The sequence below is a fragment of the Yoonia sp. SWMV100 genome (assembly GCF_056108365.1).
The window spans coordinates 367721-388372 of sequence record NZ_JBWBAQ010000004.1 but is presented as its reverse complement, the minus strand read 5'-3'; the positions used below and the strand labels follow the sequence as shown (position 1 = coordinate 388372).

General features: G+C 58.4%; 19 protein-coding genes. 8 read left to right on the top strand and 11 right to left on the bottom strand.

The annotated features are described in order from the left end of the window. The first annotated feature begins 19 nt into the window (after positions 1-19). On the top strand, positions 20-1198 hold the full coding sequence (locus tag ACXJGX_RS11040) for a BaiN/RdsA family NAD(P)/FAD-dependent oxidoreductase (RefSeq protein ID WP_474781556.1): 1179 nt from the start codon (positions 20-22) through the stop codon (positions 1196-1198). Between the two features lie 17 nt (positions 1199-1215). On the opposite strand, the gene murD is transcribed toward ACXJGX_RS11040, so the two are convergent. From murD to ACXJGX_RS10995, 9 genes are all read right to left on the bottom strand, one after another. Next, positions 1216-2613, bottom strand: a complete 1398-nt coding sequence (gene murD, locus ACXJGX_RS11035) for a UDP-N-acetylmuramoyl-L-alanine--D-glutamate ligase (RefSeq protein ID WP_474781554.1) — start codon at positions 2611-2613, stop codon at positions 1216-1218. A gap of 152 nt (positions 2614-2765) precedes the next feature. Beyond that, positions 2766-3848, bottom strand: coding sequence for a phospho-N-acetylmuramoyl-pentapeptide-transferase (gene mraY / locus ACXJGX_RS11030; protein WP_474781552.1), 1083 nt, complete (start codon positions 3846-3848; stop codon positions 2766-2768). Between the two features lie 9 nt (positions 3849-3857). Then, positions 3858-5273: a UDP-N-acetylmuramoyl-tripeptide--D-alanyl-D-alanine ligase gene (locus ACXJGX_RS11025; RefSeq protein WP_474781550.1), complete on the bottom strand. Its 1416-nt coding sequence runs from the start codon at positions 5271-5273 to the stop codon at positions 3858-3860. After that, entirely contained in the window at positions 5270-6757 is a 1488-nt protein-coding gene (locus tag ACXJGX_RS11020) for a UDP-N-acetylmuramoyl-L-alanyl-D-glutamate--2,6-diaminopimelate ligase (protein ID WP_474781548.1), read from the bottom strand. Before ACXJGX_RS11020 ends, ACXJGX_RS11025 begins: the two co-directional genes overlap by 4 nt. A gap of 12 nt (positions 6758-6769) precedes the next feature. Next, positions 6770-8554: a peptidoglycan D,D-transpeptidase FtsI family protein gene (locus ACXJGX_RS11015; RefSeq protein WP_474781546.1), complete on the bottom strand. Its 1785-nt coding sequence runs from the start codon at positions 8552-8554 to the stop codon at positions 6770-6772. Then, positions 8551-8910 (bottom strand): cell division protein FtsL, encoded by a 360-nt coding sequence (gene ftsL, locus ACXJGX_RS11010; RefSeq protein WP_474781544.1) that lies wholly within the window; start codon positions 8908-8910, stop codon positions 8551-8553. Before ftsL ends, ACXJGX_RS11015 begins: the two co-directional genes overlap by 4 nt. Further along, entirely contained in the window at positions 8911-9891 is a 981-nt protein-coding gene (rsmH, locus tag ACXJGX_RS11005; protein WP_474781542.1) for a 16S rRNA (cytosine(1402)-N(4))-methyltransferase RsmH, read from the bottom strand. A 9-nt stretch (positions 9892-9900) separates the two neighbouring features. Continuing rightward, entirely contained in the window at positions 9901-10395 is a 495-nt protein-coding gene (locus tag ACXJGX_RS11000; protein ID WP_474781541.1) for a division/cell wall cluster transcriptional repressor MraZ, read from the bottom strand. A gap of 686 nt (positions 10396-11081) precedes the next feature. After that, entirely contained in the window at positions 11082-12155 is a 1074-nt protein-coding gene (locus ACXJGX_RS10995) for an Mrp/NBP35 family ATP-binding protein (RefSeq protein ID WP_474781539.1), read from the bottom strand. Positions 12156-12404: 249 nt separating this feature from the next. On the opposite strand from ACXJGX_RS10995, the gene ACXJGX_RS10990 reads away from it, so the two are divergent. The 3 genes from ACXJGX_RS10990 (at position 12405) to ACXJGX_RS10980 (ending at position 14027) form a co-directional block, all read left to right on the top strand. Next, positions 12405-12620: a DUF1127 domain-containing protein gene (locus ACXJGX_RS10990; RefSeq protein ID WP_474781537.1), complete on the top strand. Its 216-nt coding sequence runs from the start codon at positions 12405-12407 to the stop codon at positions 12618-12620. Between the two features lie 362 nt (positions 12621-12982). Next, positions 12983-13375: a group III truncated hemoglobin gene (locus ACXJGX_RS10985; RefSeq protein ID WP_474781535.1), complete on the top strand. Its 393-nt coding sequence runs from the start codon at positions 12983-12985 to the stop codon at positions 13373-13375. A 52-nt stretch (positions 13376-13427) separates the two neighbouring features. Next, positions 13428-14027: a LysE family translocator gene (locus ACXJGX_RS10980; RefSeq protein WP_474781533.1), complete on the top strand. Its 600-nt coding sequence runs from the start codon at positions 13428-13430 to the stop codon at positions 14025-14027. On the opposite strand, the gene ACXJGX_RS10975 is transcribed toward ACXJGX_RS10980, so the two are convergent. Together ACXJGX_RS10975 and ACXJGX_RS10970 are read right to left on the bottom strand one after the other, a co-directional pair. Further along, complete coding sequence (locus ACXJGX_RS10975) at positions 14024-16438, bottom strand: ATP-dependent helicase (protein WP_474781531.1); 2415 nt, start codon at positions 16436-16438, stop codon at positions 14024-14026. The genes ACXJGX_RS10980 and ACXJGX_RS10975 overlap by 4 nt on opposite strands. Before the next feature lie 75 nt (positions 16439-16513). Further along, entirely contained in the window at positions 16514-17095 is a 582-nt protein-coding gene (locus ACXJGX_RS10970) for a MarR family winged helix-turn-helix transcriptional regulator (protein ID WP_474781529.1), read from the bottom strand. 130 nt (positions 17096-17225) lie between these two features. Here ACXJGX_RS10970 and ACXJGX_RS10965 point away from each other — a divergent pair, with 130 nt between their 5' ends. The 4 genes from ACXJGX_RS10965 (at position 17226) to ACXJGX_RS10950 (ending at position 20650) form a co-directional block, all read left to right on the top strand. Continuing rightward, positions 17226-18791: an MDR family MFS transporter gene (locus ACXJGX_RS10965; RefSeq protein WP_474781527.1), complete on the top strand. Its 1566-nt coding sequence runs from the start codon at positions 17226-17228 to the stop codon at positions 18789-18791. Positions 18792-18867: 76 nt separating this feature from the next. Further along, entirely contained in the window at positions 18868-19569 is a 702-nt protein-coding gene (locus ACXJGX_RS10960; protein WP_474781525.1) for a ZIP family metal transporter, read from the top strand. A gap of 77 nt (positions 19570-19646) precedes the next feature. Further along, a complete protein-coding gene (locus ACXJGX_RS10955; RefSeq protein ID WP_474781523.1) occupies positions 19647-20204 on the top strand; it encodes a DJ-1/PfpI family protein in 558 nt (185 codons plus the stop codon). 17 nt (positions 20205-20221) lie between these two features. Beyond that, positions 20222-20650, top strand: coding sequence for a ribbon-helix-helix domain-containing protein (locus ACXJGX_RS10950; protein ID WP_474781521.1), 429 nt, complete (start codon positions 20222-20224; stop codon positions 20648-20650). Positions 20651-20652 lie beyond the last annotated feature (2 nt).

Below are 20652 nucleotides of genomic sequence, written 5' to 3'. Positions count from 1 at the left end.
CCACGTCACATCGGGTGGCATGAAAATAAACACTTTGATCATAGGCGCAGGTGCTGCTGGCATGATGTGTGCCGCACATGCAGGTCCAGGCACACTGGTCGTCGACCACGCCAAAGCGCCGGGCGAAAAGATCCGTATTTCGGGTGGAGGGCGCTGCAATTTCACCAACATGCAGACCAGCCCCGCGAATTTTATCAGCCAGAACAAACATTTCTGCAAATCCGCGCTGAAACGTTACACACAGTGGGATTTTATTGCACTGGTCGACCAATACCGCATCGCGTGGCATGAAAAGACGCTCGGGCAGCTTTTTTGCGATGACACCGCGAAAGACATCGTTGCGATGCTGCGCGCAGAGATGGACAAAGCAGGCGCACAGCTATGGCTGCAAACAGAAGTCGGCGAGATTGGCCATGACGGCCACGACTACCGGGTAAGTCTGGACAGAAACGGGACCAAAGTCGATGTGATCGCGCGCAATCTTGTCGTTGCATCGGGCGGAAAATCCATCCCGAAAATGGGCGCAACGGGGCTGGCCTATCAGATTGCGCGTCAATTCGACCTGCCTGTCATCGACACGCGGCCTGGTCTTGTTCCTTTTACCTTTGGCGAAGACCGGTTCAAACCGCTTGCTGGTGTTGCCCTGCCTGCACGGGTGGCGGCACATGACACTATCTTTGACGAAGCCGTTCTTTTTACCCACCGCGGCCTGTCCGGCCCCGCCATATTGCAAGCATCGTCTTACTGGCACGAGGGCGAACAGATCACCGTCAACGTCGATCCTTCAGCGGGCCTGTTCAACACATTGAAATCCGCACGCCAGACGCAAGGGCGCAAAGCCCTGACCACGGTCATGTCGCAATATTTGCCCGGACGGTTGGTCGATTATCTGGAAACGGACCTGCAACTGACAGGAAACATCGCCGACCAAAGCGATGCGCGGCTGCAAGACATCGCAGATCAACTGTGCAACTGGCATCTGACACCAACAGGGACCGAGGGTTACCGCACCGCCGAAGTCACCCTTGGCGGGATCGACACCGATTCACTATCATCCAAAACGATGGCCGCGAAATCCATCCCCGGTCTTTATTTTATAGGCGAGGCCGTCGATGTAACCGGATGGTTGGGCGGATATAACTTTCAATGGGCATGGTCGTCAGGCTGGGCCGCAGGGCAAGCGATTGCTGCCAAGTAAGGCAGGTTAAACCCGCCCTATGGTGCCAACGCCAATACCCGGTTCACAAAATCGTCGCCGCGTTTTTCAAAGCTGTCGTATTGGTCAAAGCTTGCTGCCGCAGGCGCCAGAAGCACCACATCTCCCGGTGCGGCGTCGGCGGCCGCCTGCGCGACCGCAACCTCCATCGTGGTGCATACTTCGGTGACGGCCCCTGTCAGCTGGCGGGCAAAATCTGCCGCCTCGCGACCGATCACATAGGCCTTTGCGACGTGTCCAAGATGCGGCAACAGCCCGTCCAGCCCGCCGTCTTTTTGCAACCCACCGCAAATCCAGCGTATGTTGTCAAAGGCTTGCAACGCCTTCGCGGCACTGTCGACATTTGTCGCCTTGCTGTCATTCACAAACTTCACGCCCGCCTTTTCCGCCACAAGCTGCGACCGATGCGGCAAACCGGGATAGCTGTGCATGGCCGCCTCGATCCCTTTCGGACCAAGCCCAATGCTGCGACACACCGCGTAGGCAGCACAGGCGTTTTGGTGGTTATGCGCCCCGGGAAGCCCCGCGATATTGCGTAAATCAACGGACGCTAACTGCCGTCCGCTGCGATATTCGGCAAGGAAACCTTTGCGGGCCGAAACGGCCCAACCTTGGGTAAGCTTGCGACCCGATGAGATTTGGATCACCCGATCATCGCCTGCGCCTTCAATCAACTGGTTGGCCAAATACCGCCCTTCGGGTTCATCAACCCCGATCACCGCACGGTCAGGCCCGCCTTCTGCAAAAAGCCGCCGTTTCGCGGCAAAATAGCCGCCCATGCCGTTGTGCCGATCCAGATGATCGGGCGAAAGGTTGGTAAAGACCGCGACGTCCGGCGTCAGCGCGCGCGCCAGATCGGTTTGATAGGACGACAGTTCCAGCACGACCACCTCGCCATCATGCGCGGGCTCGATATCCAGCACGCCGCGCCCGATATTTCCGGCCAGTTGCGCAGGGCGGCCGTTTTCGGTCAGAATATGGTGGATCAGTGCAGAGGTGGTCGATTTTCCATTTGATCCGGTCACCGCCACCACGCGCGGGGCGACATCAAAGCTGTCCCAGTCATCTGTTGCAAAGGATTGAAAGAAAAGCCCGATATCGTTGTCGACCGGCACCGATGCATCCCATGCAGCCGCGATAACCGGGTTTGGGGTCGGGTAAAGATGCGGGATACCTGGGCTGACGATCAGCTTGGTGATATCATCAAAAGCGCCGGGTTTGGATAGGTCGCGAATGGTCAGGCCTTCGCCACCGGCCGCGTCGCGTGCAGGGGCGCTGTCGTCCCAAACAACCACATTTGCGCCGCCCGCAAGCAGAGCCGCAGCTGTGGCCCGGCCAGACCGCCCAAGCCCCAGCACAGCCAGCGTTTTCCCTACATACCCCTGTACTGGAATCATCACATCGCCCCTTTGGTGTTTTGCGGCACAGTGCCGTTTGCGCCGCCAGCGTGCAAGGTGCCGCGCAATGATCGATGGTCGTGCAGCGAACCGCAGGACCTGCCCCACCCCGCCCGGCGTGACGCTGGGGCGGGGTTCGGGTTGGCGAGGCCCTAGCGCACCTTGAGCGTGGCAAGCCCGATCATGGCAAGGATCAAAGAGATGATCCAGAAGCGGATCACGATCTGCGGCTCTGCCCAGCCTTTTTTCTCGTAGTGGTGGTGGATGGGCGCCATCAAAAAGACGCGTTTACCTGTCCGTTTGAAATAAAGAACCTGAATGATCACCGACAGGGCTTCGGCGACGAATAGACCGCCTACGATGGCCAAGACGATCTCGTGCTTGGTGGCGACAGCAATCGCACCAAGCGCGCCGCCCAGTGCCAGTGACCCGGTGTCGCCCATGAACACGGCAGCGGGTGGCGCGTTATACCACAAGAAACCCAAACCGCCGCCAATCAACCCCGCGCAAAAAATCAGGATTTCGCCGGTTTGCGGCACGTAGTGCACGTCGAGATATTCGGTAAAGTCGGTCCGCCCAACCGCATAGGCGATGATCCCAAAGGTCGCGGCCGCGATCATCACCGGCATGATTGCCAGCCCGTCAAGCCCATCGGTAAGGTTGACAGCATTCGCCGCGCCCACGATCACAACAACCGAAAATGGCACGAACAAGATGCCCAGATTGATCAGCGTATCTTTGAAAATCGGCAATGCCAATTGGCTTGTCAGGTCATCGGGGTGATAGGCGGCGGCCCAATAGCCGGCGATCCCCGCGATCAAGATACCAAGCAGAATGCGCACTTTGCCCGACACCCCGGCGGTGTTTTGTTTGGACACTTTGGCGTAGTCGTCAGCGAACCCGATCGCCGCGAAAGACAGCGTTACAAACAGCACCATCCACACAAACGGGTTGTCCAGCCGTGCCCACAAAAGGGTGGATGTTGTCAGCGCGCCCACGATCAGCAACCCGCCCATCGTTGGCGTGCCGGCCTTGACGAAATGGCCTTCGGGGCCGTCAGAGCGGATCGGCTGCCCCTTGCCTTGTTTGCGGCGCAGCACGTTGATCAGGGGCGGGCCAAAGATGAACCCAAACAGCAAAGATGTCATGAACGCGCCACCAGCCCGAAACGTGATATAACGGAACAGGTTGAAAAAGTCGCCGCCATCGGAAAGTGACGTAAGCCAGTATAGCATGAGGTATTCCTATTCTTCTTGGGGGCGGCGATGCCCCAGTTTTCGGATGGCGTCAACGACAAGACCAATTTTACTGCCTGCGGACCCTTTGACCAAGACCACATCGCCCGCATCAACAAGGTGCGATACCTGACCAACCAGATCTTCGGGTGTTTCGGTCCATTGCCCGCGCTGGTGCTGTGGCAAGGCCCGCCACAAATGGTACATCAGCGGTCCTGCACAATGGATTTGGTCCAGTTTGCGCAGGTGCATGTTTTGCGCCAAAGCGCTGTGCATTTGCGCGGCGTCAGGGCCAAGCCCGCTCATGTCGCCCAAAATCGCCACGCGCCGACCTTTGACGATCCGGCCAACGTTGTCGTGGGGTTCGGACGCCGCGATCACCTCGAGCGAGGTGTCGACAGACGTCGGGTTCGCATTCAGCACGTCATCAAGCAGGTCAAGGGTTTCACCTTCGCGGGCAGCGTCCAGAACAACACGTTCGCGCGCACCGCGCCCGGCGGTTGGCTTCCAATGTGTCAGATCCAGCATCGCCATCACGGGATCAGCCCCGAGCGCGTTTACCGCAGCCAACGCGCCCAATGCGTTCATCGCAAAATGGCGCCCCGGCACAGGGAGTTTGAACAGGTAGTCCTGCCCCTGCCCCAGCGCCGAAATCACCGTGACATCGCGGCAGAGCCGCACGTTTTTCAACACCCAGTTATTTGGCCCCGCCCCAAAACTCACGGTCTTTAGGCCAGCGGCCCGCTCCCGTACAATGGTGCTGGTCGGATCGTCGCCATGAAAGACAGCGGTGCCGTTTTCGACAAGTCCTTCAAAAAGCGACGCTTTTTCAACAGCGATTGCGGTGGTGTCGCCAAAAACATCCAGATGCTCTTGGGCGATGCGGGTCAGCAGCACCACATGTGGGTTGGTCAGGCGGGCCAACGGGGCAATATCACCGGGGCGGCGTGCGCCGACTTTGATCACCGCAAAATCTGCATCGGCGGGCATGGTTGCCAAGCTCAGCGGGACCTCCCATTGATTCATATACCGCGGGCGCGGCGCATGGCATTTCCCTTGGCCCGACAGCATCACGCGCAGCATACCAATTGTCGATGCTTTGCCGACCGACCCGGTCACCGCGACGATCTGCGCGTGCGTGCGTGCGCGCCCGGCACGGGCCAGATCATTCAGCGCGGCGACGGTATCAGCCACCAGAACAGTGGGTCCGCCCGTTGTGGGGCGACTGACAATCGCAGCGGCTGCACCTTTTGCAAAAGCTTGGGCGACAAAATCGTGCCCGTCTCGCAGATGTTTCAATGCGATGAACAGATCACCCGGTTGCAACGTGCGCGTATCCACGGACACCCCCGTCGCCTGCCAATCGGCGGCGCCGATCCCCTGCGTCGCGGCGATCACCTCCGCCGCCGTCCACAGCGGTGTCATATTTTACCTTCAAGCGCGGCCACAGCCACGCTGGCCTGTTCCACATCGTCAAAGGGCATCACGCTATCCCCGATGGTCTGTCCGGTTTCATGGCCTTTGCCTGCGATCAACAGCGCATCACCCGGTTGCAACATGTGAACGGCACGCAATATTGCCTCGGCGCGGTCGCCGACTTCGGAAATCTGGTCGGTGCCACCTGCGGCCAACGCGCCTGCCATCACCGCAGCGCGGATGACGCGTGGGTCTTCGGAGCGCGGGTTGTCATCAGTCACGATCACCACATCGGCATGGGTCGCCGCCGCCGCCCCCATCAGGGGTCGCTTACCGGTGTCACGGTCGCCGCCCGCGCCGACAATTGCGATGATCCGGCCCATCACATGTGGGCGCATCGCGGCAAGCGCGGTTTTCACCGCGTCTGGCGTATGGGCGTAATCGACAAACACCGCCGCACCGTTCTCACGGGTGGCGGCCAGTTCCATCCGGCCATGCACCGTCGTGAGATGTGGCAGCGTGGCGAAAACATCCGACGGGACGCCCCCGGCGGCAATCACCAACCCGGCAGCCAAAAGCACGTTATCGGCCTGAAACCCGCCGATCAGTGCAAGGCGGGCTTGGTGTGCGTGGCCTTGCCATGTGAACAGCACGTCTTGGCCGGTGGCGTCATAGCGTTGCCCGGTCAGGCGCAAGCGCGCGTCGGGATGGCGACCAACGCCGATCACTTCTTGGCCACGCGCGGTGCAGATATCAGCGACTTCGGGGCCTTTGGGGTCATCAAGGTTGATCACGGCAACGCCATCGTCGGACAACACACGGGTGAAAAGACCCATCTTTGCGGCGAAATAGGCATCAAAAGTTTCGTGATAGTCCAGATGGTCTTGGGTAAAGTTGGTGAAACCCGCCGCCGCCAGAAGGACGCCGTCAAGACGGCGCTGATCCAGTCCGTGGCTTGACGCCTCCATCGCGACATGGGTGATGCCGTTGTGTGTAGCGTCGGCCAAAACCCGGTGCAGGGTGATCGGTTCAGGCGTCGTGTGTTTCAGCGGATGCGCCCATGCGCCTTCGACGCCGGTGGTGCCAAGGTTCACACCTGCCAGACCAAGGTGTTCCCAAATTTGCCGACAGAAGGTGGACACAGATGTTTTGCCATTGGTGCCGGTGACGGCAACAACCGTTGCCGGATGCGGCCCGAACCACAGCGACGCAGTCTGCGCCAAAGCCTGACGCGGGTCTTGGGCAATGATCAGGGCGGCAGCGGTTCCAGCCATCGCATCAGCGGCGATCAATGCCCCGGCGGCATCCGTCAGTATCGCTGTTGCGCCCCGTTCCAGCGCCCCCGCAATGAACATGGCCCCGTGAACGGCAACGCCCGGCAAAGCCGCAAACAGATCGCCGGGTTTGACGGCACGGCTGTCAACAGTCAGCCCCGTGATCTGGGCCTCGCGTCCGGCTTGCGCCGTTAGCCCCAGTTCCGTCAGTGTTTTCATCGGTGGTTCCGCCTAGTTTGAAGTGAGTGTTAAACCAGCTGTTTCGGACGTATCGACGATCGGGCGCAAGCCCAAAAGCGGTGCGACACGGCGGATCATTTCGGCAGCAACAGGCACGGCGGTCCAGCCTGCGGTGCGGCGGACCTCGCCCAGCGTATCAATGGACGGTTCGTCCAAGGTCAGGACCAGTACATATTGGGGATTACTGGCCGGAAACACGCTTGCAAAGGTCGCGATGACCTTATCGTCATAGTACCCGCCGCCGTTTTCGCGGGGTTTATCCGCAGAGCCGGTTTTGCCCGCGACTTCGTAGCCGGGAACTTCACCAAAAGAGGCGGTGCCGCGCGTCACGACCTGACGCAACATATCGACCGCAGCGCGGCTGACCTGCGCGCTGATGACGCGCGGGCCGACGGTGGTATCATGCTGGCGCAGCAAGGTAGGTTCCACGCGGGTGCCACCGTTCAGCAAGGATGCATAGGCGGTGGCCAGATGCAGTGGCGATGCGGACAATCCGTGGCCATAAGAAATGGTCATCGCAGACAGTTCGGACCAGTTCGCGGGCAACAGGGGTTTGCCGGTCGGTGCCTCGACCATCTCGACGGGGGTGGGTACAAAAAATCCGAGCGTGCCCAGAAAGTCACGCTGCCGTTCGGCACCGATTTGCATGGCGATCCGTGCGGTGCCCACGTTCGAAGATTCGACGATGACGTCCGTCACGCTGAGCGTTGGCCCGTAGTCGTGAAAATCACGGATGCGAAAGCGCCCCCATGTCAGCGGACCTTGGGTATCGATGATCGTATTGGCGTTCACCAACCCCAGTTCCATCGCTTGGGCCGTGGCAAAGATTTTGAAGGTCGAGCCAAGTTCATACACACCCTGCACGGCGCGGTTAAACAGCGGGCTGTCGGATTGGTCCCCCGTCAACAGCACGCGGGGGCGGTTGTTGGGGTCAAAGTCTGGCAGCGACACCATCGAGATGATTTCGCCCGTGTGAATGTCCATCAACACCGATGTCGCGCCTTTGGCGTTCATGATCGACATGCCGCCTGCCAGCACCTGTTCGGATGCGGCCTGCACCGTTAGATCAATCGCAAGCTCAAGCGGCGCGCCTTCGTTTGCGGGGTCGCGCAAAAAGCCGTCGAACTGGCGTTCGACGCCCGCGACACCGATAACTTCTGCGCTATCGACACCTTCGCGGCCATAGCTGGCACCGCCCAAGATATGCGCCGCAATCGGCCCATTCGGGTAAAGCCGCATTTCGCGGGGGCCAAACAGCAGGCCCGGACTGCCGATATCATGCACGGCTTGCATTTGTTCGGGGCTGATCTGGCGGCGGATCCACATGAATTTGCGGCTGCCCGTAAAATCGTCAAGCAGGTCTTTTTCATCAAGTTCGGGGAAAATCGCGGCAAGCCCACGGGCGGCATTCGCCGGATCGATCATATCTTGTGGATGCGCATAAAGCGAAAACGTCGCGAGATTGGTCGCCAAAAGCCGCCCGTTACGGTCCACGATATCGGCGCGCTGCCCGATGATCGGGTTGCCCATAGCCGTGGCGCGGGGTTCTTCGGGGACGGACGATGCCAGCGTACCCATACGCCCGCCGATGGTGATAAAGGCGCAAAAGAACGCAAGCCCAAGCACCAGCAATCGGCCTTCGGCGCGTTGGCGGGATTTATCGGCCAACGCTTCGTGGCGTTTCGCGCGGTTTTCGGCCTCGATTGCGTCAGGGTTTTCACCGCGCGCGCGCGCTTCCAGAATGCGGGCCAAAGGGCGCAGGGGGGTGCGGGTCATTGGGTTGCCTCCGCGTTTGCATCACCGTCGCTGGACAATTCGATCGAATTTTCCAGCCCTACCATGGGCGGCAATGGGTAGATAATCTGATCCACACGCCCAAAAGCTTCGGGCATAATCGGCAACAAGCCCAACCGGTCAAAGTTGAGTTCGGCCAGATCGGCCAACCGGTCGGGACGGTTCAGATAGGCCCATTCCGCGTGCAATATATTCAGCCGTTCGTGCGCGGAACCGATTTGCGCGTGCAGTTTGCGCACCTCGCGAATGGTCGCCTGTGTTTTGTAATTTTCCTGATAGGCCCAAAAAGCGAGCGCCATCACACCCAAAGCGGCTAGAACATACAACACACCACGCACTTACCTGCCCCCTTTTTGCTTTTGCATCGGCATCCCCAAATCTGCCGGGTTCACATCTTCGGCCGGGGCATCGGTACGGATCGCGACCCGAAGCTTGGCGGACCGCGACCGCGGATTGCGCGCCAGTTCTTCAGCGTCAGGCCCGATCGGTTTGCGTTTTTCAATGCGGAACGCTGGGGTGATCTGGTCCACCTCGGGCGCATAGCGGTTGGCATTGGCCGTATTGCCGGACCGCAGTTGCAAAAACCGTTTCACCATCCGGTCTTCGACGGAATGGAAGGTCACGACCGCCAATTGCCCACCCGGTTTCAATGCGCGTTCGGCGGCCATCAGGCCTTCGGCCAGTTCGCCGTATTCGTTGTTCACCGCAATGCGCAGCGCCTGAAACGTGCGGGTTGCAGGGTGCGATTGGCCGGGCTTGGATCGTGGCAAACAACCCTCGACGATTTTTGCCAGTTGCAAGGTGCTGGTCAGCGGGCGTGCAGCGACGATCGCGCGGGCAATCCGGCGCGAGGCGCGTTCTTCACCGTACAGGAAAATGACGTTGGCGATGTCTTCTTCGTCAGCGGTGTTGCACAGGTCTGCCGCCGATGGCCCGTCTTGGGACATCCGCATATCCAACGGCCCATCGCGCATAAACGAAAATCCGCGTTCGGCCAGATCCAACTGCATCGAACTGACCCCAAGGTCGAGAACGATACCGTCCAGATCAGACGCGTATTCATCCAGCTTTGAAAACGTCCCCAGCTGCATCTTGATCCGGTCGCCATAGGATGCCGCCCAGCTTGCCGCCATTTCAAACGCGAGCGGATCACGGTCAACGCCAATCACCTGCGCGGCGCCAGCGGCCAGCAGTTCGCGCGTATAGCCGCCTGCCCCAAAAGTCCCGTCAAGCCAGACCCCAGAAACGGGCGAAACCGCTGCGATCAGCGGTCGAATGAGAACGGGAATATGGGGGGCGTCATCAGGGGCAGTTGACATCATCATCCCCTATGTATCGAGCAAGCTGAGCGGGTCAAAGTCATCGCCCTGCGCTGCCAGCCAATCGGTCATGGTGTCTTCGATCTGTGCGGCGTGTGTTTCGGCCTTCCAGATTTCAAAGTGGTCACCAAGACCAGTGAATTTCAGTTCGCCATCGGTCAAACCCAGCTTCTGACGCTGATTGATCGGCATCACCGTGCGCCCGTCCTTGTCGATTTCCAACCTGATGGACTGGCCAACGATCAGACGCGCAAGACGTTTTTTATCGGCAGAGCCACGCGGCATCGCGTTGATCTGGTCCACAACTGCGGTGAATTCGCTGACGGTATATCCATGAAGTTCGTTTTTCAGGTGATCACCGTAAAGCAGGTACATCTGCGGGCACAGGCCGGGCGTCCAGTCGGGATCACCGGATTCAAGCACACGGCGAAAATCAGCGGGGATCGACATGCGCCCCTTGCTGTCCACCTTTTGGGTGTGTGTGCCTGTAAAACTGAGAACCACTGTCCCTCGGTCCTTTACCTTGTACGTCGACCGCTGATCGCGGCCCTGAATGTAAGAACGGCGGATTGCGCAACTGCCACTGCACAATCCGCCGCCTTGCCCCACGTTGGGGGAAAAGTCCGACTGCGCGTGCCACCTGGGGGGATGTCTGCTCGCTTACGCGCCGGATCTGTTTTTTGTAAAGACGAAGCCTGTATGAAACCTGCTTTTGCCGGTTGGGGTTCTTTTGCCCCGTTTGAAGTCGTGTTCGCCGTTACCGTGCCCCTGTTGTGACAGCACCGAAGGCTTCGATCAATAGTTTTTTGGGAATTCATGGAACCCGCTGGGGAATTCCGCCGACACGGACGGGGCGCGTAAATCCTGACGGGCCTCAATTGAAGATAATTGTAGCGAACAGCCCCATTTCTGACACAATATGTGGTGTTCTGGGGGGCACCCCACCGTTTCCCGCACCCTTAAAAAAAAATTCAATACGGGCGACCAAATGAGGGCCAAATCGCGCAGAGGCAGGCATGCCGTGCCACAATCAAGGGGAATAGGTGCGAATCGGAGAGAGATTCCAGACATTCCCAACCCAACGCACGATATAACCATCACGCCGTGGTGAACGTGTCACACGCCAGACCAAAGGCCGCCACGTTGGTTAACGCAGCGGCCCTTTTTTATCGCGTCATTTCTGAAAGCGGCTAAGCCATGCCGCCTGCGATGAAACGCCGTGCCAATTCGCGATAGGCGTCAGCCATCGGACCTTCGCCCGCCGCAATCGGCGTGCCGGCGTCCCCCGCCAGCCGCGTATCCAGATCAATCGGCAGCGCCCCCAGCAGCGGCACCCCGATTTTTATCGCCTCGGCAGCGACGCCGCCATGTCCGAAAATATGCGATTCGTGGCCGCAGTTCGGGCAATGGAAAGTCGACATATTTTCAATCAGGCCCAACACCGGGGTCTTGAGTGTATTAAACATGTCCAAAGCCTTGCGGGCATCAATCAACGCCACGTCTTGCGGCGTGCTGACCACGACTGCCCCGGTCAGTTCGGTTTTCTGGCACAGTGTGAGTTGCACGTCGCCTGTGCCGGGCGGCAAGTCGACAATTAGAACGTCCAGTTCGCCCCACTGCACCTGCCCCAGCATTTGCTGCAAAGCCCCCATCAGCATGGGCCCACGCCAGACAACGGCTTTGTCGGGATCGACCATCAGGCCAATCGACATCATCGTGAGGCCATGCGCCTGCAGGGGAATGATGGTTTTCCCATCAGGACTGGCGGGCCGTTTGGTGACGCCCATCATCCGCGGCTGGCTGGGACCGTATATATCGGCATCAAGCAACCCGACCCGGCGGCCTTCGCGCGCCAGCGCGACAGCAAGGTTGGAAGAGACCGTAGATTTACCCACCCCCCCCTTGCCCGACCCAATCGCCAGGATCCGGTCAACACCATTAACACGTGCGGGGCCAGATTGCGGTGTCGGGTGCCGCCCTAATTTCAACGACGGGGCTTCGGGTGCTTTGGGCGCCGGACCATGGGCGGTCAAGACAACGGAAACGGTGAATACACCGTCTATAGCCTGCACAATATCTTGCGCGGCTTTGCGGATCGGCTCCATCTTTGACGCCTCTTCGGGGTTTGCCGCTTCGATAACAAAGCGCACCGCACCCGATTCGATCGTCAATGCCCGGATCATGTCACGTGACACAAGCGTTTGCCCGTCCGGCAAGCTGAGCCGCGACAGCGCAGCTAAAATTTCATCGCGTGTGATAGCCATCCGTGGCCCCCAATTCTTAACTGTCTCATTTCAAACCAACATCTGGCATGTTTCGTGCAAATCGCAAGTGCCGGGGCGCATGTGCCGACGCGTGCAACAGATTGATGACATTAGGTCAGCTTCGCTTATGCATTTTCTGCATAGCAGCATTGTCGAAACGCATGTTGTGCAGTCGCAGCAAAATCCTTCATAAGGAGGACAACGAAGCGAAACACATCGCATCAACAGATTTAAGAGACGAGTACAAACATGACTTACCAAACACAAACACACATCGCTGGCGCATCTTTCGGGGCACGCTTTGCAGGTTTCCGCGCTGAAATCGCACAACGCCTTGCAGCACGCAAAGTGTTCACAACCACACACAACGAGCTGCAGTCGCTGAGCGACCGTGAATTGGCAGATCTGGGCATTGGCCGCTCAATGATCAAATCAATCGCACTCGAAGCCGCATACGGCAAGTAATAAGAATCGGAACTGTCGCTTCCTCCCTGAAAAGACAGTTCTGAAACGGCCCATCGCTCCTCCTCCTCCCTGAGCATGGGTCATATATAAGGTGGCGACATTCACCTCCTCCCGGATGTCGCCACTTTATACCAAGTTTCGGAAACGCCACCTCCTCCCGGCGGGACCGATATTACCGCAGCGGCGCCCACCTCCTCCCGGGCAATGTTGCGAGGACGCGCCTCGCTCTTCTCCTCCCAGAGCAGGCTGGCGCCGATCATAAAGACGACGATGCCCACCTCCTCCCGGGCATCGTCGTTTTTTTATGTTCAAATACTATTCACTGATTGCGCGCGGCGGCCTGCCTTCGCTAGGACAGTCACATGACAATGCCCCCCAGATTTCCCATTTCCGCTGATGATATCGATCAGGTTGTGACCCGATTTTATGCCGCTGTGCGCAACGACCCGACATTGGGGCCTATTTTCGCGCATCACGTCACCGACTGGCCCGCGCACGAAGCCAAGATCGCGGGGTTTTGGCGCAATGCGATTCTGTTCGAGCGGTCTTATGATGGCAACCCGATGCAGGCCCATATGCGCGCCGGCAACGTCAAGCCTGCGCATTTTGACATCTGGCTGGGGCTTTTTGATCAGACGGTCACTGATGTTCTTCCCGAAATGACCGCACAGGCGTGGTCGGCGCTGGCGCATCGAATCGGTCGTGGGCTGCGGTACGGCGTCGAGCCAACGGCGGGCGTCCCGAAACTGACTTGATCTTTGTCGGGAATGGTTCTTTCTTGCCGGTCCAACCGCATGAAATGACACGATGACATACCAATTAATGATTGCCCTGATGGGGTTCGCCTTTGCCGCGTCGATCACGCCGGGGCCGAATAACCTGATGCTGATGGCATCGGGCGCAAACTACGGGCTGCGACGCACCCTGCCCCATATGATGGGTGTGTCATTCGGCCATGCCTTTATGGTATTTATGGTTGGTGTGTTACTGTTACGGGTATTCGAAAATTTTCCTGTGCTGCAAACTGTGCTGAAGGTCGGCAGCGTGATTTATATGACGTGGCTGGCATGGAAAATCGCAAATGCCGTCCCGCCCGAGGCAACGGCAGTGGCAGGCAAACCGTTCACTTTTCTGCAAGCCGCCGCATTTCAGTGGGTCAACCCCAAGGCATGGTTCATGGCGATTACGGCCATCAGCGCCTATGCCCCGCAGGGGTACGGCGTATTTGCCGGATCGCTTTGGGTTGCCAGCATTTTTGTCGCGACGAATCTGCCGTCGGTGTCCGTTTGGGCGTTAATGGGCGTGCAGGTCCGCCGTTGGCTGGGCAGCGCCCGGCGTTTGCGCATTTTCAATGTCACAATGGCGGTGCTGCTGATCGCATCCTTGTGGCCGATGTTGATGCATTAAAACGGCACATCATCTGCCTGACCCGCCGGCACGATGAACCTTGCAACCACGTGTTTTGACCCGGCTTTATCGAATTCAATGGCAAGTTTGTCGCCTTCGATCGCGACCAATTCGCCATAGCCGAATTTCTGGTGAAACACCCGGTCGCCGATGGTGAAGGCGCTGATCGCCTGCAGGTCGATGGTGACGTTACGGGCGGGGGTTGCGGTCGTGCCATAGGTTTGGCTGCGGTTTTGCAACCGCTTCCAGCCCGGTGAATTATAGACATCGGCCTTGTGGGCGCGGTCGTGTAGGGTTGACGTTGCCGCCCCCGCAATCGCGGGTGACGCGCTGGCCGACATGCCCGCCGCGCCAAAATTGCCGCCGTATAGGCCGGGCGGTGTCAGCACATCAACGTGATCGACGGGCAATTCGTCGATGAAACGCGATGGCAGCTGCGATTGCCATTGCCCGTAGACCCGGCGGTTCGCAGCAAAAGAAATTGTGCAAATCTCTTCGGCGCGGGTGATGCCAACATAGGCAAGGCGGCGTTCCTCCTCGAGCCCCTTAAGACCGCTTTCGTCCATTGACCGTTGTGACGGGAATAGCCCGTCTTCCCAACCGGGCAAAAACACCGCCGGAAATTCAAGCCCCTTGGCGGCGTGCAGGGTCATGATGCTGACCTTTTCGCCCTGCTCTTCGGTTTCGTTGTCCATGATCAGGCTGACGTGTTCAAGAAACCCTTGCAGGTTTTCGAAATTCTCAAGCGCTTTGACGAGTTCCTTGAGGTTTTCAAGCCGCCCGGGCGCCTCGGGCGTTTTGTCGTTTTGCCAGAACCCGGTGTAGCCAGATTCGTCGAGAATCATTTCCGCCAGTTCGACATGAGTGTCAGATTCACTGCGCACCTGCGCGTGCCAGCGGTCAAGGCTATCGACCAGAATGGTCAGCTCTTTCAATCCCTTACCGCCCAACAGTTTGCCTTGGCAGACCAGACGCGCGCCTTCGACCAAGGACACGCGATTGTCGCGGGCGGTGCGTTGGATCAGTTGAATTGCCTTTTCACCCAGCCCGCGTTTGGGGGTGTTCACAACGCGTTCGAACGCCAGATCGTCGTCTTGGCTGACCGCCAGCCGGAAATAGGCCATGGCATCGCGGATTTCGAGACGCTCATAGAAACGTGGGCCACCGATGACGCGGTAAGGCAGGCCAATCGACAAAAAACGGTCTTCAAACGCGCGCATTTGGTGCGAAGCGCGCACAAGAATGGCCATGGAATCAAGCCCCACCGCATCACGACCACGGGTGCCGCGCTGCATGGCTTCGATTTCCTCGCCGATCCAACGCGCCTCTTCTTCGCCATCCCAATGGCCGATCAGGCGGACCTTTTCGCCATCTTGCACAGAGGTGAACAGGGTTTTGCCAAGCCGCCCTTTGTTGGCCGCGATCACGCCAGAGGCGGCAGCCAGGATGTGCGGCGTGGAGCGATAGTTTTCCTCCAACCGGACCACATGCGCGCCCGGAAAGTCGGTTTCGAACCGCAAGATGTTGCCGACCTCTGCACCGCGCCACCCGTAAATCGACTGGTCGTCGTCGCCCACGCAACAGATGTTTTTATGGGCCTGTGCCAACAGCCGCAGCCAAAGGTATTGGGCGACGTTGGTATCCTGATATTCGTCGACAAGGATGTATTTGAACCATCGCTGGTACTGGTTCAGCACATCGGGATGTTTCTGGAAAATCGTCACCATGTGTAGCAGGATATCGCCAAAATCGACGGCGTTCAGATCGCGCAGGCGCGCCTGATACGCCGCGTAAAGGGGGATGCCTTGGTTATCGAAGGCACCGCTGTCGGCGACGGGCACGTTTTCAGGTGTCCACGCCTTGTTTTTCCAATTGTCGATGATGCCAGCCAGCATCCGTGGCGGCCAACGTTTTTCATCGATGCCAGCCACGCGGATCATTTGCTTCATCAGGCGCACCTGATCGTCAGTATCGAGAATGGTGAAGTTTGATTTGAGGCCGACAAGCTCGGCGTGACTGCGCAACAGTTTCGCACAGACCGAATGGAACGTGCCAAGCCAGCGCATCCCGATCGCGGCGTCGGGCACGATATTTGCAACACGATCTTTCATTTCGCGCGCAGCTTTGTTGGTAAAGGTCACCGCCAAGATTTCGTTGGGGCGGGCTGTACCCGTCGCAAGAAGATGTGCGATCCGTGTTGTCAGCGCCTTTGTCTTCCCGGTGCCCGCCCCCGCGAGCATCAACACAGGGCCGTCCAATGTCAGCACCGCCTCGCGTTGGGCGGCATTCAGACCGTCAAGGTAGGCGTCACTATCGATACCCGTACGCATGGCAGGCCGCGCCATCGCCCGTTGGCTTAGCGGGATTTGGGCCGCGTTTTCGAACGCGTCAAATTCATCAAAATCATTCATAGGCTGATGATACAGGTTCGACCGGAAAAGGAAAAGTATGTTCTGGAATTGTTCTGCGCGATATTTTGCGCCCTGCTAGGTATCGTCGCGGTCCGGGTTCAGTGCCTTGCCCATCGCTGTCACGTAGCGGGAAAACTGTGTTGAAAACACGGTGATTTCGGCCTCTGTCCAGCCTTGAAAGACATCGCCAAGCAGACGCCATTTGCGCCGGGTAAAGTCGTGCAACCGGCTGCGCCCTTTATCCGTCAGGACAAGAATCGATTTGCGCGCATCGCCTTGGGCCACCGCGCGCTGCAAAAAGTCACGTGCGACCAGATCGGATACAATGCGCGATGCCCGGGACGGGTCGATAGCCATCGCTTCGGCGACGAGGCCGATGGTGGGCGGCTGCGGCGCGTCATACCAAAGACCTTCGGAAATTTTGGCGACAGCAACAAGGCCTTGCAGTGAAGCATGTTCCAGCTTGTCATCAACACCTTCGTTGATTTTCGACCAGAACTCACCCTTTTCAAGCATTCGCCGCCATTGGAAATTGGCGGTGTCGAACGCGGTCAGCGCAGCAATCGCGTCCGGCCCGAACCCCTGTTCGGTCAGAAGATCAGGCACGCCAATTACAGCGTAAGGGTTACATTTCACATTCGGTTTTTCAGTGCTCATAGTCGCTCACTACCCAAAGTCCGTGCGCAAGTCAATTATGTGACATATGCATATATATGCTGTTGACACATAATTAGGCGGACGCTAAATCTGCATTTCGACCCCCCAGTATTTGCCTTTAGGATTGCTTATGTCTCAGCCTGTATCACCGCCCGATACCGCCCGTATTCTTGACCCCGCCAGCGGTGCCCCGGCAACCACGGCCCCGGAAGGCAGTTCGGTCCGCGTCGTCATTGCATCGGTTGCGGTGTTGCTGCTTTTGGCCGCATTGGACCAAACGATCGTGTCCACCGCGCTGCCGACCATTGTCGCCGATCTGGGTGGATTGGATCACCTTAGCTGGGTGGTCACCGCCTATATCTTGGCGTCGACGGTGGTCGCACCGCTTTATGGCAAAATCGGCGACCTTTACGGGCGCCGCAACGTTGTGTTTTTCTCGGTCGGGCTGTTTTTGATTGGGTCGATCCTGTGCGGGTTGGCCACATCGATGACGTTTTTGATTGCGGCACGTGCGTTGCAAGGGTTAGGCGGCGGCGGGTTGTTTGTTTTGGCGCTGTCGATCGTAGGTGATGTGATCGCCCCCCAAGATCGTGGCAAAATCCAAGGCGTCTTCGCGGGCGTTTTTGGCATTTCGTCTGTTGCCGGACCGCTTCTGGGCGGCTGGTTTGTCGATGCGTTCTCGTGGCACTGGATCTTTTTCATCAACTTGCCGTTTGGGGTGTTGGCGCTGGTCGGGTTTGCGCTTGGGTTTAAGGCGCATCCGCAGCGGGTCCAGCACAAGATCGACTATCTGGGTGCCACCGCATTGACGGTTTCGCTGGCATCTATCGTGTTGGTCACATCGCTGGGCGGCCGCAGCCTTGCCTGGTCTGACCCGATTACATTGAGTCTGCTGGCACTGTTTTTCGTCGCCACCTTGGGTTTTATCGTGATCGAAACCCGCGCAGAAGAACCGATCCTGCCGATGTCATTGTTCAAGATGAATATCTTTTGGGTGACCTCGATCATCTCTTTGGTGTCGGGCGCGATGATGTTCGGGTCGTTGACGTTTATGCCGGTCTATTTGCAGATGGCCAAAGGCGCGACCGCCACGGAATCGGGTTTGCAACTGATCCCGATGACCTTTGGGATTTTGACCGCGTCAACCTTGTCGGGCCAATACATGAGCCGGACGGGCCGCTACCGCATTTTGCCGATCATCGGCTTGGCGATTGCATCGGTCGGGCTGTTTGGACTGACTCGTATCTCGCCTGACCTGCCTGCGCCGTATTTGTGGGCGTGCCTCGTGACTGTCGGCATCGGGATGGGCAGCATTTTCTCGGTCGTCACGACGGCTGTTCAAAACGCCGTGCCACGCCAGATGATGGGAACAGCGACAGCCGCGGGTTTGATGTTCCGCCAAGTGGGCGGATCAATTGCAGTCGCGCTGTTTGGTGCGATCTTTGCCGGGCGGATGGCCACCGCCATGGCCGGTCAGAACATCGATGGGATCGCCGACGTTGCAGAGCTTGGTCCGCAGATGCTGGCTACATTACCACCTCAGGCGCGTGCAATCATCGGCGACGCCGTGTCGCAATCGCTGCACCCCGTGTACTGGATCGCGATGGGGCTGGCGCTGACCGGTTTGGTGTTCGCTTTGTTCCTAAAAGAAAAACCATTGGAAAACCGTGTGATGCGCGCAGCAGCGGAGCATTAAGTTTAAGCGCGCCCTGTTCTTTTGGCGGGGCGCGCTTTGGCTTTTCTTGGCGACCACGATCGCGTAGATCAGGTCCATGTTTCATCTTCTTCTTCTGTCAAGTCTGGCCGGCGCCATGATCCCTTTGGGTGGGATGATTGCCGCTTTTGAAAATATCCAGCGCGACTGGTTGCGCAATGAATTGCGGCACAGCGTGGTTGCCTTTGGCGGCGGTGCGCTGCTCAGCGCGGTGACCTTTGTGTTGATCCCTGACGGCGACGCAGCTTTGGGTGATTTCGCGGTCGTCGCGTGGATCGCCGCAGGCGCGGTTTTGATGGCTGTCGTTGATGCGCGGCTCGCGCGCGACGGGTCGCAAAAGGCGCAATTGGTGGCGATGCTCGCCGATTTTGTCCCCGAAGCCATCGCACTGGGGGCTGTCGTTGCCAGCGGCAAAAGCAGCGGGCTGTTACTGGCGCTGATGATCGCGCTGCAAAACCTGCCCGAAGGCTTTAACGCCTTTCGTGAACAGCGCGACACAGGCGCGGCCCCGCGCACGATCTTGCGGCATTTTGTGGGGTTGGCCGTTCTGGGTCCGCTTGCGGCGACAGCGGGTTTTCTGCTGCTTGCAGATTTTCCACAAGTTACCGGCGCGTTGATGCTGTCGGCTGCGGGTGCGATTTTATATCTGATCTTTCAAGACATCGCGCCGCAGGCCAAGCTCGATAACCGCCATGGCCCTGCGTTGGGGGCAATTGCGGGTTTTCTGCTGGGGTTACTGGGCCACCTGATGATCAGCTAACAATGTAGTATGTCGTTAACACCACCGTGCGGCGCAAAAACACTAGCATCGTGATCAGCCAACAAATGGAGGATGCGATGGCAAAAATTCTCATGATTACGGGTGATTTCACCGAGGACTATGAAACCATGGTCCCGTTTCAAACCTTGCTGGCCTGCGGCCACAGCGTGGATGCCGCCTGCCCCGGCAAGATGGCGGGCGATTGGGTCCCAACCGCCATTCACGATTTTGAGGCGGATCAAACCTATTCCGAAAAGCGTGGACATAATTTTGCATTGAATGCGACGTTCGCGGATATTGACCCGACGGACTACGACGCATTGGTCATTCCCGGCGGGCGTGCGCCGGAATATCTGCGCTTGAATGACGACGTGTTGAACCACGTGCGCCATTTCTTTCATGCAAGCAAACCTGTGGCGGCGATTTGCCATGGCGCGCAGATTTTGGCGACTGCGGGGGTACTCAAGGGGCGGACCTGTTCGGCCTATCCGGCCTGCGCCCCAGAGGTCCGGCAATCAGGTGGAACATTTGCGGATATTGACGTGACAGCCGCCCATACCGATGGCAATCTGGTGACAGCCCCGGCATGGCCTGCGCATCCGGCGTGGATGCAGCAATTTATGGCGCTGCGTTAACCATCAGGAGTGTCCCGATGTGTGAACTTTTTATCGGCGCGGATAGCGCGAAATGGACCTGCCGCACGAAATCCCTGCGTATTGACGGGGTTGCGACTTCGATCCGGATCGAAGAATTCTTCTGGTCGATTTTAGATGAAATTGCGCATCGGGACGCGATGACGGTGAACCAGTTGATCACCCGTCTGTATTTTGAATCACGGGATGCCGGGCATGATATTGGCAATTTTACGTCATTCTTGCGGGTCTGCTGCGGGCGGTATCTGTCGCTGATCGCGGACGAAGAATTGGCGCGTAACAGTGAGACAGCGTTGGGTGATTTATCCGCCCCCGATATTCTGGTCCGCGAGGCCGCCCGCGACGGCGCCCGCCTTTTGACGCGGGCTGCGAAAAAACCGGCAGAGGACCTACGTAATCCGCTTTTCAGTGGCAAAAGCCTGCACTAGCG

Bases quoted from the DNA above. Each gene is read 5' to 3' on its own strand.
- ACXJGX_RS11040 (WP_474781556.1), top strand. From the start codon at position 20: ATGAAAATAAACACTTTGATCATAGGCGCAGGTGCTGCTGGCATGATG.
- murD (WP_474781554.1), bottom strand. From the start codon at position 2,613: ATGATTCCAGTACAGGGGTATGTAGGGAAAACGCTGGCTGTGCTGGGG.
- mraY (WP_474781552.1), bottom strand. From the start codon at position 3,848: ATGCTATACTGGCTTACGTCACTTTCCGATGGCGGCGACTTTTTCAAC.
- ACXJGX_RS11025 (WP_474781550.1), bottom strand. From the start codon at position 5,273: ATGACACCGCTGTGGACGGCGGCGGAGGTGATCGCCGCGACGCAGGGG.
- ACXJGX_RS11020 (WP_474781548.1), bottom strand. From the start codon at position 6,757: ATGAAAACACTGACGGAACTGGGGCTAACGGCGCAAGCCGGACGCGAG.
- ACXJGX_RS11015 (WP_474781546.1), bottom strand. From the start codon at position 8,554: ATGACCCGCACCCCCCTGCGCCCTTTGGCCCGCATTCTGGAAGCGCGC.
- rsmH (WP_474781542.1), bottom strand. From the start codon at position 9,891: ATGTCAACTGCCCCTGATGACGCCCCCCATATTCCCGTTCTCATTCGA.
- ACXJGX_RS10995 (WP_474781539.1), bottom strand. From the start codon at position 12,155: ATGGCTATCACACGCGATGAAATTTTAGCTGCGCTGTCGCGGCTCAGC.
- ACXJGX_RS10990 (WP_474781537.1), top strand. From the start codon at position 12,405: ATGACTTACCAAACACAAACACACATCGCTGGCGCATCTTTCGGGGCA.
- ACXJGX_RS10985 (WP_474781535.1), top strand. From the start codon at position 12,983: ATGACAATGCCCCCCAGATTTCCCATTTCCGCTGATGATATCGATCAG.
- ACXJGX_RS10980 (WP_474781533.1), top strand. From the start codon at position 13,428: ATGACATACCAATTAATGATTGCCCTGATGGGGTTCGCCTTTGCCGCG.
- ACXJGX_RS10975 (WP_474781531.1), bottom strand. From the start codon at position 16,438: ATGAATGATTTTGATGAATTTGACGCGTTCGAAAACGCGGCCCAAATC.
- ACXJGX_RS10970 (WP_474781529.1), bottom strand. From the start codon at position 17,095: ATGAGCACTGAAAAACCGAATGTGAAATGTAACCCTTACGCTGTAATT.
- ACXJGX_RS10965 (WP_474781527.1), top strand. From the start codon at position 17,226: ATGTCTCAGCCTGTATCACCGCCCGATACCGCCCGTATTCTTGACCCC.
- ACXJGX_RS10960 (WP_474781525.1), top strand. From the start codon at position 18,868: ATGTTTCATCTTCTTCTTCTGTCAAGTCTGGCCGGCGCCATGATCCCT.
- ACXJGX_RS10955 (WP_474781523.1), top strand. From the start codon at position 19,647: ATGGCAAAAATTCTCATGATTACGGGTGATTTCACCGAGGACTATGAA.
- ACXJGX_RS10950 (WP_474781521.1), top strand. From the start codon at position 20,222: ATGTGTGAACTTTTTATCGGCGCGGATAGCGCGAAATGGACCTGCCGC.